Annotated in this window: 16 protein-coding genes; 10 read left to right on the top strand and 6 right to left on the bottom strand. The window is 70.2% G+C overall.

The annotated features are described in order from the left end of the window. The first annotated feature begins 89 nt into the window (after positions 1 to 89). From IG86_RS0108580 to IG86_RS0108565, 4 genes are read left to right on the top strand one after another with little or no spacing between them, the layout of a single operon-like run. Positions 90 to 299 (top strand): hypothetical protein, encoded by a 210-nt coding sequence (locus tag IG86_RS0108580; protein WP_051785050.1) that lies wholly within the window; start codon positions 90 to 92, stop codon positions 297 to 299. 5 nt (positions 300 to 304) lie between these two features. Continuing rightward, positions 305 to 958: a pilus assembly protein TadG-related protein gene (locus IG86_RS0108575; RefSeq protein WP_030896036.1), complete on the top strand. Its 654-nt coding sequence runs from the start codon at positions 305 to 307 to the stop codon at positions 956 to 958. A gap of 30 nt (positions 959 to 988) precedes the next feature. Further along, positions 989 to 1,576, top strand: coding sequence for a hypothetical protein (locus IG86_RS0108570; RefSeq protein WP_030896033.1), 588 nt, complete (start codon positions 989 to 991; stop codon positions 1,574 to 1,576). Positions 1,577 to 1,580: 4 nt separating this feature from the next. Then, a complete protein-coding gene (locus IG86_RS0108565) occupies positions 1,581 to 2,219 on the top strand; it encodes an OmpA family protein (RefSeq protein ID WP_030896031.1) in 639 nt (212 codons plus the stop codon). On the opposite strand, the gene IG86_RS0108560 is transcribed toward IG86_RS0108565, so the two are convergent. From IG86_RS0108560 to IG86_RS0108550, 3 genes are all read right to left on the bottom strand, one after another. Next, on the bottom strand, positions 2,220 to 2,546 hold the full coding sequence (locus tag IG86_RS0108560) for an SCO4225 family membrane protein (protein ID WP_037849302.1): 327 nt from the start codon (positions 2,544 to 2,546) through the stop codon (positions 2,220 to 2,222). 61 nt (positions 2,547 to 2,607) lie between these two features. Beyond that, positions 2,608 to 3,081, bottom strand: coding sequence for a carboxymuconolactone decarboxylase family protein (locus IG86_RS0108555; RefSeq protein WP_030896026.1), 474 nt, complete (start codon positions 3,079 to 3,081; stop codon positions 2,608 to 2,610). A 95-nt stretch (positions 3,082 to 3,176) separates the two neighbouring features. Next, positions 3,177 to 3,707, bottom strand: coding sequence for a TetR/AcrR family transcriptional regulator (locus tag IG86_RS0108550; RefSeq protein ID WP_030896023.1), 531 nt, complete (start codon positions 3,705 to 3,707; stop codon positions 3,177 to 3,179). A 107-nt stretch (positions 3,708 to 3,814) separates the two neighbouring features. Here IG86_RS0108550 and IG86_RS0108545 point away from each other — a divergent pair, with 107 nt between their 5' ends. Together IG86_RS0108545 and IG86_RS0108535 are read left to right on the top strand one after the other, a co-directional pair. Beyond that, the gene (locus IG86_RS0108545) at positions 3,815 to 4,225 is read left to right on the top strand and encodes a nuclear transport factor 2 family protein (RefSeq protein WP_030829811.1); all 411 of its coding nucleotides are present in this window, start codon (positions 3,815 to 3,817) and stop codon (positions 4,223 to 4,225) included. A gap of 383 nt (positions 4,226 to 4,608) precedes the next feature. Continuing rightward, positions 4,609 to 5,436 (top strand): alpha/beta fold hydrolase, encoded by an 828-nt coding sequence (locus tag IG86_RS0108535; protein WP_030896021.1) that lies wholly within the window; start codon positions 4,609 to 4,611, stop codon positions 5,434 to 5,436. A 49-nt stretch (positions 5,437 to 5,485) separates the two neighbouring features. On the opposite strand, the gene IG86_RS0108530 is transcribed toward IG86_RS0108535, so the two are convergent. After that, a complete protein-coding gene (locus IG86_RS0108530; protein ID WP_030829799.1) occupies positions 5,486 to 6,067 on the bottom strand; it encodes a TetR/AcrR family transcriptional regulator in 582 nt (193 codons plus the stop codon). 126 nt (positions 6,068 to 6,193) lie between these two features. Between IG86_RS0108530 and IG86_RS0108525 the strand changes: the two genes are divergently transcribed. From IG86_RS0108525 to IG86_RS0108515, 3 genes are all read left to right on the top strand, one after another. Next, positions 6,194 to 7,783, top strand: coding sequence for an MDR family MFS transporter (locus IG86_RS0108525; RefSeq protein ID WP_030829797.1), 1,590 nt, complete (start codon positions 6,194 to 6,196; stop codon positions 7,781 to 7,783). Positions 7,784 to 8,033: 250 nt separating this feature from the next. Further along, a complete protein-coding gene (locus IG86_RS0108520) occupies positions 8,034 to 8,864 on the top strand; it encodes a polysaccharide deacetylase family protein (RefSeq protein WP_045936976.1) in 831 nt (276 codons plus the stop codon). A gap of 222 nt (positions 8,865 to 9,086) precedes the next feature. Further along, complete coding sequence (locus IG86_RS0108515; protein WP_030658658.1) at positions 9,087 to 9,416, top strand: nuclear transport factor 2-like protein; 330 nt, start codon at positions 9,087 to 9,089, stop codon at positions 9,414 to 9,416. Position 9,417: 1 nt separating this feature from the next. Here the strand turns inward: IG86_RS0108515 and IG86_RS0108510 are convergent, their stop codons facing one another. Beyond that, positions 9,418 to 10,563, bottom strand: a complete 1,146-nt coding sequence (locus IG86_RS0108510) for an EstA family serine hydrolase (RefSeq protein ID WP_030829791.1) — start codon at positions 10,561 to 10,563, stop codon at positions 9,418 to 9,420. 144 nt (positions 10,564 to 10,707) lie between these two features. Here IG86_RS0108510 and IG86_RS0108500 point away from each other — a divergent pair, with 144 nt between their 5' ends. Beyond that, positions 10,708 to 11,331, top strand: a complete 624-nt coding sequence (locus tag IG86_RS0108500) for a hypothetical protein (protein ID WP_030896018.1) — start codon at positions 10,708 to 10,710, stop codon at positions 11,329 to 11,331. 191 nt (positions 11,332 to 11,522) lie between these two features. On the opposite strand, the gene IG86_RS0108495 is transcribed toward IG86_RS0108500, so the two are convergent. Further along, entirely contained in the window at positions 11,523 to 12,809 is a 1,287-nt protein-coding gene (locus tag IG86_RS0108495; protein ID WP_045936971.1) for an extracellular solute-binding protein, read from the bottom strand. Between the last annotated feature and the right edge of the window lie 30 nt (positions 12,810 to 12,839).

Raw genomic sequence — 12,839 nt, 5'->3', positions numbered from 1 at the left:
TATTTGGGCCCCGGGACCCTTTGCAACTGTTGGTAACGCGCCGTACCGTCCGCGAATCGACAACGGCGCCGGCCCTGGAGGGGACCCAGATGCGGAATCTCAAGCTGCTCAAGCCGATCGTCGAACGGCGGAACCGAGTTCAGGCGGGGCGGGGTGGGGACGAAGGACAGACGGTCTTCGAGTACCTGGGGATCATCGTCATCATCGTGTTGATCATCGGCGCGATCGTGGGGTCGGGGCTGGCGGCCGCCATCGCGAACGCCATCACTCAGGCCTTGGCGGACATCACGGCCAACTGACGGCAGTGCCCGGGCCACGGGACCGAGGACAGGCCTTCCCCATCTACGTCGTGGTGCTGACGGGCCTGCTGTTCGCCGCTTTCGCCTTCGTCGTCATAGGTATGGGCGGCGCCAAGCGGAGCGACGCACAGGGGGCGGCCGACGCGGCAGCGTTGGCGGCTGCACGTGCGGTGCGCGACAGTGCGTTCGAGGGCGTGGACCTCGCCGGCCTCTCACAGGGCGGCTGGGAGGAGATCCTCAGTGGCGACCGTCTGCAGCCGGAGGGCGCGTGCGGCAAGGCGGCCGCGTTCGCCTCTCTGAACGATGCCGCCACGACCACGTGTGAGGTGGCGCTCCCTGAGTTCCGGGTCGCGGTGACCACCAACGGCACCGTCGGCGATTCGGTGATCCCTGGCACTGAGAACGTCAAGGCCAACGCGAGGGCGACAGCGGTGATCGAACCGCGGTGCTCGCTCAAGTCGATGCCCACCCCGACACCGAGCCAGTCGCCTGCGACCCCACCCCCTTCGTCGCCGTCGCCTGGAGGGGGTGGAGCAGGAACGCTCCCCTCCGTCGGCATCCAGTGCAAGGGTGGCGTCGTGCTCACGCTTGACCCCAAGGAACCGGGCTCGTTGTCCAAGCTGGCGAGGAAGCTCTTCAGCGTGCGACTGGCCGACTGACATCTGATGAGAGACAAGGAAGCGTCGTACATGAGCATTCGGCAGAAGGTGAAGGTCCGCAGGGGAGCGGCCGTGGCGGTTGCAGCGGTCTTGGCCCTCGCGCTGGCCGGGTGTGGCGGGGGCGATGAGAACCCGAAGGAATCGCAGAAGCCGTCCGCTTCGCAGAAGCAGGGGGACACACCCCAGAAGTCGGCGGCGCCGCCCGGAGGCAGTGCGGCACCCGCCGAGGTGATCGCGACGTCGCAGGGGCAGTCCGGGATCGTGCTGGAGATCAATTCGGCCACTCGTGACCAGGACGGCTACCTCACCGTCAACGGTCAGATCAAGAACACGGGTTCCACTCCGTTCGCGCAGACCGCGGCGTGGCGCGGCGACGAGAAGACGGCAAGTCCGGCATCGGTGGCCGGCGCCACCGTCGTCGACAACGCGGGAAAGAAGCGCTACTACGTCCTGAGGGACACCGAGGGCAGGTGCGCATGCACCACCGGACTCATGGTGATCAAGGCGGGAGAATCCGTCCCGTTCTTCGCACAGTTCCCGGCTCCACCCACCAACACAACCGAGGTCGTCTTCGGGTTGCCGACCTTTGCCGCGACCCCCATCAAAATCTCTGGGTGACGCTGTGACCACACGCCATCGCACCACCGCAGCCGTGGCCATCGTCGGCCTCGTCGTGACCGGCTTCCAGTTCGGCGGGGCCGCCATCGCGAACGCCGACGACGTCGTGCCGTCCGTACCGCCCGGGACGGAGGCATCCGCCTCCGCGCCCGTGCCCGTCAAGCCGGACTCGCCCCGCCTCAAGCTCCCACAGGGAGGCACGCTCGCGGCGCCCAAGGTGCTCGATCTGGTCGAGGTCGTCGAAGACCTCGGCGGGGAGCAGCGGCGGCAGGAGACGAACGAGACCGTCATGATGGCGCTGCAGTCCGAGGTGCTGTTCCCCGAGGACAGCGCCGTCTTCAACGCGCAGGCCGCCGCCCGGATCCAGGCCATCGGGAACGAGATCAACCAGTCCAAGGCGACCCGCATCCGGGTCTTCGGTTTCACCGACGACCAGGGCAGCTACGAGCACGGCAAGGAGCTGTCCAAGCAGCGGGCCGATGCCGTGCACAACGAGCTGGCCAAGACCGTGACGAACCCGAGCGTCGTCTTCGACGTCCGCGGGTACAGCGAGGACTACCCGATCGCCGACAACGGCACCGAAGAAGGCCGTAAGAAGAACCGCCGTGTGGAGATCACCTTCCCGCGCGGCGCCGCCGGCTAGTCAGCTCGCCCGCGGCCGCCGCCTGAGGCGGAGGCGGCCGCGGGAGGCCTCGACGATCGTGCCGAGGACGAGCGACTGGAGCAGTACGCACACCACGAGCTCGGTCAGGAAGAGCCACGTCGGGGGCTGCCCCTGCGCGCCGTGGACGAGCGCCACGACGAGGAACAGCGGGAACGCGAACAGGGCCGGCAGCACCCACACGAAGCCGGGATCCCGGGCGAACAGCGTGACGGCCGTCGCGACGGCCACGGCGACTCCGACGAGGCCCAGGTAGATCGCCGAGGCGGGGTTCGCGAAGGTCAGGCGGACGAGCGTACGAGCGTTCATCCGTCCATGGTGGGGAGCCCCCGGGCCCCTGTCCTGAGTACGCGTACCCAGTTCCGTACCGTCAGCCGAACTGCCCCGGCTGGTAGTCGCCGGCCGGCTGCTGGATGATCACGTTCATCCGGTTGTAGGCGTTGATCAGCGCGATGAGGGACACCAGCGCGGCCAGCTGGTCCTCGTCGTGGTGCTTCGCGGCGTCCGCCCACGCCGCGTCCGTGACCCCGCCGGCCGCGTCCGCGATGCGCGTGCCCTGCTCGGTCAGCTCCAGGGCCGCCCGCTCGGCGTCGGTGAACACCTTCGCCTCGCGCCAGGCCGCCACCAGGTGGAGGCGCTGCGCGCTCTCCCCGGCGTGCGCGGCGTCCTTGGTGTGCATGTCGGTGCAGTAGCCACAGCCGTTGATCTGGCTGGCCCGGATCTTCACCAGCTCCTGGGTCGCGGCCGGGAGGGTCGAGTCCGAGACGACCTTGCCCGCGGAGTTGATGTACCTCGCGAACTTGGTGGCGACGGAGTTGCCGTAGAGGTTGAGTCGGGCGTCCATGGTGGTTCTCCTTGCCGTGTCGACGGTTACACAGCTCTGACGGATCGCACCGGACGGATGTGACAGCCCACCGGGACGCAGGAAAGTGACCTGTGTCACTTCGCCAGGAGGAGCTCCGCCACCTCGCGCGCCCGGCGGGCCGGTTCCGGGCCGGGGCTCAGGGCGGCCACCGCAGTGGCGCCCTCGACCAGGACCAGGAGCTGGTCGGCGAGCGCGGGCGAGGCGGTGGCCGGGGCCCATTCGGTCAGGAGGGAGTGCAGTTCGGCCTTGTGGACGCGGACGACCTCCGGTGCGGCCGCGCCCAGTTCCCCGTACGCGTTGAGGAACGCGCAGCCCCGGAAGTCCGGCTCCGAGAACCACCGCGCCAGCCAGTCGAAGACGGCCAGCACCGGCGGCTGCGCGGACGTCGCCACGGACGCGCGCAGGCTGGCCGTCCACTGCCGGTCGCGGCGTTCCAGGTAGGCCGTGACCAGGGATTCCTTCGCCGGGTAGAGCCGGTACAGGCGCTTGAGGGGCACTCCGGACGCGGCGCGGATGCGGTCCATGCCCACCGCCTGGATGCCGTGGCGGTAGAACAGCTCCTCCGCGGCGTCCAGCAGTCGGGTGCGTGCCTCTTCGTCGTCCATGAAGGCAGGGTAGCCGGATTTCGCTTGCGGCGAGAACGCTCGTTCTCCTAGGGTGGGCGATGCGGGAGAACGATCGTTCTCCCACTCCCCTCCGGAAGGCATGCGCCATGACCCGTCCGCCCCTGCCCCCCTTCACCGACGAGACCGCCCGCGCCAAGGTCCAGGCCGCCGAGGACGCCTGGAACAGCCGCGACCCCGAACGCGTCGCCCTCGCCTACACCGAGGACTCCGTCTGGCGGAACCGAGACCGCTTCCTGGCCGGCCGCGACGAGATCCGCGCCTTCCTCGCCGACAAGTGGGAGCGCGAGCTCGACTACCGACTGCGCAAGGAGCTGTGGGCCCACACCGGCAACCGCATCTCCGTCCGCTTCGAGTACGAGTGGCACGACGCCTCGGGCCAGTGGTGGCGCAGCCACGGCAACGAGCAGTGGGAGTTCGACGACGACGGCCTGATGCGCCGCCGCGAAGCCAGCATCAACGACGTCCCGATCACCGCCGAAGACCGCCGCATCCTCTGACCGGGCGGCTGGGTGCGGGCACTCGGACATCGCCCTGAGTCTGAGTACGCACGCGAGCGCACAGGGGGACCTGTCGTCGCGCTGACGGCGGCAGCACCCGGATGAACACCGCTGATGGCGAGCCGGCGACACCACCGGGTGAAGCAGACCCTGCGAGCGGCGCTCTCCGCGCTCGCGCTCACCAGTACCCCGGACTGCCACAGCCTGTCGGTCGAGGTGGTCGGTGAGGGCCGGTTCCCCCCCAGCGCCCCGACGAGCGGGGCGAGTTCTGGTCGGCCGCAATGCCTGTCCAGCAGTGATCGCGTCTGCGAGGATGATCAAGGCTCCACGGGGGAGGACCGGCGCGACGCCGGGCGGCAGGGCATCGGGCAGGGAGGCCAGGGATGGCACGGACTCAGGTGAACGGCGTCGAGCTCTTCTACGAGATCGAGGGCGACGGGGAACCGCTCGTGCTCGTCCACGGTTCCTGGACCGACCACCACAGTTGGCACGCCGTCCTGCCGTACCTCACCCGCGCCCACCGCGTGCTCGTCTACGACCGCCGCGGCCACAGCCTGAGCGAGCGTCCGCCGGGCCAGGGCGCGCGGGCCCAGGACGAGGACGACCTGGCCGCACTCATCGAGATGATCGGCGCCCCGGTCCACGTGGCCGCGAGTTCCTTCGGCGGGTCGGTCGCGCTCGGCCTCGCCGCCCGGCGCCCCGAACTGCTGCGCAGCCTCGCCGTCCACGAACCGCCGCTCACCGCCGTCGTGGCCGGCGATCCGGAGCTCGACCGGCTGATGCGGGAGGCGCAGGCGCCCATCGACGCCGTCATGGCGGAGGTCCGCGCGGGCGACTCCGAGGCCGGCGCGCGCCGGTTCGTCGAGGACGTCGTGTTCGGGCCGGGCGCGTGGGACGGCATGCCCGACCCGGCCCGGCGGACGTTCGTCACCAACGCCCCCACCGCCGCCGACGAACAGGGCGATCCGGACTGGAACACCGTCGACCTCGCCCGCCTGGCCGGCTACTCGGGCCCGGCGATGCTGAGCAAGGGCACCGACAGCCCGCCGTGGTTCGGTGCGATCGTCGACCGGCTCGCGCAGGTGATCCCCGGCGCGCAGGCGCGGACCCTGACGGGCGAGGGCCACGTCCCCCACCTCACCGCCCCGCACCGCTACGCCGAGAACCTCCTCGCCTTCATCGCCTCGACCGGGTCCGCGCCCCGAGCCTGACCGGCGATCGTGACCGGCCGGCCGGCCCCTTACCGGCCGGCCCCGTTTGCTACGACTCCTCGTGGTGCGCCTGCGTGATGAGGTCCGTGGCGACCTCCAGGGCGGCCAGGCGGGTTTCCTCCGGGTCGCCCTCGACGTGCTGGAGGAACATCATCCCGGCGTGCAGGGTGAACAGGGCGCTGACGCAGCGCACCTGGTCCGTCAGCGGGCCGTCCTCCGTGCGCAGCAGCTCCACCAGGCGGTACAGGCGCTTCTTCACCGTCTCGCCGATGCTCAGCTCGCGCGTCGTCGCCTGGTTCTCCTGCATGAAGCGGTACAGCGCCGCGCCCGCCGCCATCGCCTCGCTGTAGCGGCGCAGCACCTCGCGCTTGGTCTCCAGGGTGCGCGGCTGCTGCTCCGCCCACTTGATCAGCTCGTCGATGGGACGCGTGACGTCCTCGAAGAGGCTGATGATGATGTCTTCCTTGGTCTTGAAGTGGTAGTACAGCGCCGCCTTCGTGACCTCCAGCCGCTCCGCGATCTCGCGCAGCGACGTCTTCTCGTACCCCTGCTCGACGAAGAGCTCCAGCGCGATGTCCTGGATGCGCTGGCGCGTGTCGCCACGACGGCGCTGCGGACTGCTGCTGGACATGACTCTCCTCGCATTACTTACTTGACGCCCGGCAAGTTACGGGTCTACGGTCCCCAGTGTAGTGAACTAGCCGGGCGGCAAGTAAGTGCCGATCCAGCAGGTAGTACCCAGGGGAGTGGACAGGAAATGGTGGAGACAAGCAAGCCCGCGGAGACCTCGCAGGAGGTGAAGCCACGCAGCGTGCGGGTCGTCCTCATGGCCCTCATGATCGCAATGTTGCTGGCGATGCTCGACAACATGATCATCGGCACGGCGATGCCCACCATCGTCGGCGAGCTCGGCGGCCTGGAGCACCTGTCCTGGGTGGTGACCGCTTACACCCTGGCCACGGCCGCCTCCACCCCCATCTGGGGCAAGATCGGCGACATGTACGGCCGGAAGGGCTCCTTCCTCACCTCGATCGTCATCTTCCTGATCGGCTCCGCGCTCAGCGGCATGGCGCAGGACATGGGCCAGCTCATCGGCTTCCGCGCGATCCAGGGCCTCGGTGCCGGCGGTCTGATGGTCGGCGTCATGGCGATCATCGGCGACCTGATCCCGCCCCGCGAGCGCGGCAAGTACCAGGGCATGATGGCCGGCGTGATGGCCCTCGCCATGATCGGCGGCCCGCTCGTCGGCGGCACCATCACCGACCACATGGGCTGGCGCTGGTCCTTCTACATCAACCTGCCCCTCGGCGCGGTGGCCCTGGCCATGGTGACCGCCGTACTGCACCTGCCCAAGCACGCCGAGCGGCAGCGGCCGAAGATCGACTACCTCGGCGCGGCCCTCCTCACCGTCGCGATCACCTCCACCGTGCTCGTCACGACGTGGGGCGGCAACGAATACGCCTGGGGCTCCGCCCAGATCCTCGGCCTCGTCGCCGTCGGCGTGCTGTCGACCGCCGCGTTCCTCTACGTCGAGACCAAGGCGGCCGAGCCCGTCATGCCGCTGCACATCTTCCGCAGCCGCAACTTCACCCTCATGTCCGTGATCGGCTTCCTGGTCGGCTTCGCCATGTTCGGCGGCGTGCTCTACCTCCCGCTGTTCCAGCAGTCGGTGCAGGGCGCCTCCGCCACCAACTCGGGCCTGCTGCTCCTGCCCATGCTGCTCTCGATGATGCTCGTCTCGCTGATCGCCGGACGCGTCACCACCAACAGCGGCAAGTACAAGATCTTCCCGATCGTCGGCGGCGCGCTCATGGTCGTCGGCATGTTCCTCCTCGCGACCATGGACACGGGGACCTCCCGCCTCGTGTCCGGCGTCTACATGGCCGTCCTCGGCGCCGGACTCGGCTTCCTGATGCAGATCACCATGCTGGTCGCGCAGAACAGCGTCGACATGAAGGACATGGGCGTCGCGTCCTCGTCGGCGACCCTCTTCCGTACGCTCGGCGGCTCCTTCGGCGTGGCGCTGATGGGCTCCCTCTTCACCTCCCGGGTCACGGACACCATGTCCGAGCGCCTCGGCCCGGAGGCCGCCGGAGCCGCCGGTTCCGCCCAGTTGGACGCGGCGAGCCTGGCCAAGCTGCCCGAGGTCGTGCGCGAGGCCTACCAGCACGCGGTGGCCGCCGGCACGCACTCCGCGTTCCTGCTCGGCGCGGGCGTCGCCGTACTGGGCTTCCTGGCGGCCTGGTTCGTCAAGGAGGTCCCGCTGCGGGGTGCCGGCCCGGCCCCCGCCGCGGCCCCGGCCGACGGCAAGTCCGCCCCCGTGGCACAGGAGTCCGTCGCGCACTGACGCCGCACACAGCACGATCCCGGCCCCGGCGGACGAACACGTTCGCCGGGGCCGGCCCGTTTTCCCCGCGGTCCGTTCGGGAAGGAGATCCGGGCGATCGAGGACCGACGTCCCATCAGCCCCATCGGTCCTGTCAGTCCCATTACGGGGAATTTATGGGTGATTTGGCTGGAACTCCTCTGAGGCGACGAACGTCCTGATCCACGGAACGCTCGCACAGCGGATGGGGAGTGGACGGTTCATGGGATTCATGGCGCACACGAACAAGAACGGCGTCCGGGCCGGTGCGGCCGTCATCGCGTCGGCCGTCGCCGTGGCGGCGACGGTCTGGGGGGTGGCGACCCTCGTGGAACCGGGTGGTGCCGGCGCCGCTTCCCGCCAGAACGTGTCCCAGCCCAACGGAACGGACAACTCCGGCCACGGCCGGGCGGGTGGACCGGGACAGCAGCCGCAGGGGATACCCGAGGGCATAGCCCACGCCTCGGAGAGCGGCGGGAACACCGTCAACATCACCATCGACGACGGCCCCGACCCCCGCTGGACCCCCAAGATCCTCGACGTCCTGCGCGAGCACGACGTCAAGGCGACCTTCTGCATGGTCGGCCCCCGCGCCAAGGCCCACCCCGACCTCGTCAAGAAGGTGGTCGCGGACGGCCACCGGCTCTGCGACCACACCATGGACCACGACACGACCATGGACAAGAAGCCCGTCGACTACCAGGAACGGCAGATACTCGACGCCAAGAGGCTCATAGAGGAGGCCGCCGGCAACGGCGCGAAGGTCGAGTACTACCGGGCCCCCGGCGGCGCCTTCACCCCCGAGAGCCGGCGCATCGCCGCCGCGAACGGGATGCGCCCGCTCGGCTGGAACGTCGACACCAAGGACTTCCAGAAGCCGGGCACGGCCGCCATCGTCGAGGCCGTCAAGCGCGAGATGGGCAACGGCCCGACGGTCCTCTTCCACGACGGCGGCGGCAACCGCGCCCAGACCGTCGAGGCCCTCGACCAGGTGCTGGCCTGGCTCCGGGACCAGGGCCGCCCCACCGGCTTCCCGGTGCGCACCGCCCCCGACACCCCGTGAGCCACCGCCCGCCCACCCGGTCCTGACGCGCGCGCCGCCCCGATCCTGACCGCCCGCGCACCCGGTCCTGACGCGCGCGCCGCCGAGCCGGTCCTGACGCGCCGTCCGCCCGCTGCTGACACGCCGTCCGCCGGGCGAACGGGTGAGGGTCGACGACGCGGACCCGCCCGCGTTGTTACCTGGTCGGGCACGGACGCACGTACGCCCGACCAGGAGGCTCCTGTGGCCATCGCCCCCGCCAAACTGTCCGACCCCGTGGTCGGCGCCCTCGTCGCCGCCGTCAACGCGCACGACAAGGACGCCTTCCTGAAGCTCCTGACCGCCGACGCGACCATGTCCGACGACGGCTCCGACCGCGACCTCCACGAGTGGATCGACCGGGAGATCTTCGACTCCAGCGGCCACATGGACGTCCAGTCCGAGTCCGACGGGGGCCGCGCCCTCGTCGTCAACTACCGCAACGACACCTGGGGCGAGATGCGCACCGCCTGGCGCTTCACCATCGCCCCCGGCGGCGGCCGCATCAGCCGCTTCGAGACCGGCCAGGCCTGATTCAGAGCCCCCGCGCCACTTCCAGCACCGCCGCTGTCAGGCGCCCGTTCTCCGGGGCGATCCCGCCCGGGAAGCCGAAGCGGCGGCGCGTGTACCCGTACGCGATCCCGGACACCGGGTCGGCGAACCCCTGCCCGCCCGCCGCGCCGCAGTGCCCGAAGGCCAGCGGCCCCACCGCGTGCTGCTGCTCGAAGCCCAGCCCGAAGTGGTCCCACTCCCCGGTCAGGACCTCCTGGCCGGGCGTCTGCAGACGCGCGAACTCCGTCGCCGTCTCCGGCTTCAGCAGCGCGGCCCGGCCCTCCACCTCGCCGATCGCCGCCGCGTACAGGGCCGCGACGCCGCGCGCCGAGCCGATGCCGCCCGCCGAGGCCGGGCCGAGTTCCCGCGTCCGCGGGTGGTTGGCGTGGGTGACCAGGTCCATCGGCGGCTCCCGGTGCCAGTTGAAGGCCACCGCCAGCAGTTCGGGCACCGGTCCGGCCGCCGCCTGCGCCGCGGCCTGCTCGGGCGTCGGCAGCATCTCCAGGACCGGCTTCCAGCGGCCCTCCTGCGAGGCCGGGAGCCCCATGTAGAGGTCCAGTCCGTACGGGGCGCGCACGCGCTCCTCGTACACCTCCTGGATCGACCTGCCCGTCGCGCGCCGCACCACCTCGCCGGTCAGGGCGCCGATCACGAAGGCGTGGTAGCCGTACGCCGTCCCCGGCTCCCAGTACGGCTTCTGCCCCGCCAGCCGGGAGGCGATCAGCGCGTCGTCCGCGATCTCCTCGTAGTCGAAGCCCTCGTCCACGTTGATCAGCCCCGACTGGTGGCTGATCAGCTGCCGCAGCGTCAGCCGCTCCTTGCCGTAGCCGGTGAACTCCGGCCAGTACGCCGACACCGGCCGGTCCAGCTCCAGCGTGCCGTCCTGCACGAGCAGCGCCACCACCAGGTGCGCGGCACCCTTGGTGATCGAGAAGACCCCGCTCAGCGTGTCCGCGTCGGTGTCCTCGCCGGCCCACAGGTCCACGACGCGCCGGCCCCGGTGGTGGACGGCGAGCTGGGCCTCGGGCGAATGCGGCTCCGCCGCCGCGAACGCCTCGAACTCCTCCCGTACCCGCTCCCACCCGGCCGCCACCGTGCCGTTCACACCGTTCACACCGTTCCCGCCCATCGCATCCCCCTCGGATCGGACCGTCGTTCCGCAGCTCCCGAACCGAAGTGGATCACCGGATATTCCGGAGACCGGGGACTCCCGTACGGGTGAAAGGCCGCGCCGTGTCGTTCCGGCCCGCGCCGGGGCGGCGTTGGTCCCGGCATGAAGCGCACCCGCACCGCCGCTCTCGCCCTCGCCACCGCCGCCGCGGCCCTCGCCCCCGTCCTCGTCCAGCAGGCCACGGCCGCGGAGGGCACGTACCTCCAGGACCCGGCGGGCGGCGAGAAGACGATGAAGTCGATGTGGACCGAGGACGAAATGCACAAGGTGGAGGGGCAGTTCCGATTCCACCCGGGAGTCCAGTACAAGACGGTCAGCCGCCCCAGCCACGCGGCCGCGCCGGACTACGAGCGCAAGGTCGGCGACCCCGGCACGCTGGCGTGGCAGCCCTCGTACGAGTTCGCCTGGTCGGTGTCGGACTCGACCGTGGTGAAGAAGGCGGTGACGGTCAAGGAGGGCGAGCACCCGATCGTCGTGCACGCCGTACTGCGTCGCGCGGACCGGTCCGCGGTGGCCGAAGTGCGCAAGGAACTGACGGGGAAGCCGGCGACGGGACGCGAGAAGGTCGCGGGCGGCAGGCGGATCGCCTGCGACACCGGTGAGTACACGGTGGAGTGGTCGGTGACGCGCTCGGGCTACGGGACGCTCAAGGGGTCCCTGCGCTGGGACTCCAGCTGCGAGCAGTACCGGACGGCGTTCTCCCAGGACCACGGGAAGCAGCGCTGACGCTCCCGTCGGGGACCGGCCGCCCCGCGCACCTCGTGAGTGCTCGGCGGGCGACTGGGCCGCGGCCTTGGATCAAGTGCCGTGGTGGCCATGGTGCCGCACGGGGTGGTCTGCGGCCCGGGTCGAAGGTCCCGTGTCGTGCGGGACTTCGGGACTTCGGGACTTCGGTGCTTCCGGTGGGTTCGGGGCGCTCAGTGCTTCTTGGAGGCCTGGGAGGCCTGCGCGGCGATGTCCTCCAGGACGGCCTTGGGATCGCCCGTCGGTTCCACGGCGCGTCCGATGTTGCGCTTGATGGTGTCGCTGACCGTCACCCAGGCGGGGTCGTTGACCGGGTAGAGCTGGGCGCCGCGCAGCGCGTTCAGGAACTGCTGGTCGTTCTTGTCGAGCCCGCCGCCGGCCGGCGTGCGCGAGGCCGTCACGGTGGAAGGCAGCAGGTGGTAGCGGCTGGCGAAGTCCGACAGGTTCTTGTCCTGGTAGACGAAGTCCAGGAACTTCCCGATCTCCGCGCGCTTGCCGTTCTGCTTGAAGGCCATCATCCAGTCGGCCACGCCGACGGCCGGCGGGGTCTCACCGGTGCCGAGGTCGTCCGAGACGGGCATGGCCGTGGTGACGACGCTGATGCCCTTGGCGCGCGCCTCGTGGGCGAGGGAGGGGTAGCCGTTGAGCATCCCGACCTCGCCGCGCGTGAACGCGGCGAAGGCGTCGGCCCGGTTCAGCTGGGACGGGGCCGTGGGGCCCGTGTACCCGGTCGCCACCATGTTGGTCCTGACCCATTCCCAGGTCTTGATGTTCTGGTCGGAGGCCAGGCTGTAGTTGCCGCTGCTGTCGGCGTAGCCGCCGCCGTTGCTCAGCTCCCAGATCATCGCCTCGGCGTGCGCCTCCTCGGGCCCCAGCGGCAGGGCGTACGGGTACTTCACGCCCTTGTCCTTGAGCGCCTTGGCGGCGGCCTTGAGGTCGGACCAGGTCTTCGGGGCCTCCTTGATGCCGGCCTTGCCGAACAGCGCCTCGTTGTAGAAGAGGAGGCGGCTGCTCGCCACGAAGGGCAGGCCGTAGAGGGTGCTGCCCACCGAGCCGGCGTCGGCCAGCGGCTGGAGGAAATTCGCCTCGGCGGTGACCGATAGGAGTTCGTCCGCAGGATAGAGCTCGCCCCGGGCCGCGAAGTCCGAGTAAGAACCCATGAGCGCCATGTCCGGCGCCTTGCCGGCCTTGACCATACGGGAGACCTCGCGGTCGATGTCCGCCCACGGCAGGAGCTTGACCTCGACCTTGATTCCCGGGTTTTCCTTGGTGAAATCAGTCGTCACCTTGTCCCAGAAGGGCTTGGAACTGGTGGCCGGACTGTCGCCGTATTCGGCGGCGACCAGCTGCAGCGTACCGCCGTCACCTGCGTCGTCTCCCGAAGCGCCGCATCCGGACAGTGGTATCAGCAGACCGAGCACGACCGCGGTGGCGGTCGTGCCGTAAATTCTCCGTCGCACGGGTCTATTCCCCTGAATTTCTTTTGTGTC

The organism is Streptomyces virginiae (assembly GCF_000720455.1).
GTDB classification, from domain to species: Bacteria; Actinomycetota; Actinomycetes; order Streptomycetales; family Streptomycetaceae; genus Streptomyces; species Streptomyces virginiae.
The sequence above is the reverse complement of the archived record's forward strand: the minus strand, read 5'-3'. Positions and strand labels throughout refer to the sequence as shown.

Coding starts and splice junctions, on each gene's coding strand:
- IG86_RS0108500 (WP_030896018.1), top strand. CDS start 10,708: ATGAAGCGCACCCGCACCGCCGCTCTCGCCCTCGCCACCGCCGCCGCG.
- IG86_RS0108580 (WP_051785050.1), top strand. CDS start 90: ATGCGGAATCTCAAGCTGCTCAAGCCGATCGTCGAACGGCGGAACCGA.
- IG86_RS0108535 (WP_030896021.1), top strand. CDS start 4,609: ATGGCACGGACTCAGGTGAACGGCGTCGAGCTCTTCTACGAGATCGAG.
- IG86_RS0108510 (WP_030829791.1), bottom strand. CDS start 10,563: ATGGGCGGGAACGGTGTGAACGGTGTGAACGGCACGGTGGCGGCCGGG.
- IG86_RS0108560 (WP_037849302.1), bottom strand. CDS start 2,546: ATGAACGCTCGTACGCTCGTCCGCCTGACCTTCGCGAACCCCGCCTCG.
- IG86_RS0108545 (WP_030829811.1), top strand. CDS start 3,815: ATGACCCGTCCGCCCCTGCCCCCCTTCACCGACGAGACCGCCCGCGCC.
- IG86_RS0108530 (WP_030829799.1), bottom strand. CDS start 6,067: ATGTCCAGCAGCAGTCCGCAGCGCCGTCGTGGCGACACGCGCCAGCGC.
- IG86_RS0108520 (WP_045936976.1), top strand. CDS start 8,034: ATGGCGCACACGAACAAGAACGGCGTCCGGGCCGGTGCGGCCGTCATC.
- IG86_RS0108550 (WP_030896023.1), bottom strand. CDS start 3,707: ATGGACGACGAAGAGGCACGCACCCGACTGCTGGACGCCGCGGAGGAG.
- IG86_RS0108555 (WP_030896026.1), bottom strand. CDS start 3,081: ATGGACGCCCGACTCAACCTCTACGGCAACTCCGTCGCCACCAAGTTC.
- IG86_RS0108570 (WP_030896033.1), top strand. CDS start 989: ATGAGCATTCGGCAGAAGGTGAAGGTCCGCAGGGGAGCGGCCGTGGCG.
- IG86_RS0108525 (WP_030829797.1), top strand. CDS start 6,194: ATGGTGGAGACAAGCAAGCCCGCGGAGACCTCGCAGGAGGTGAAGCCA.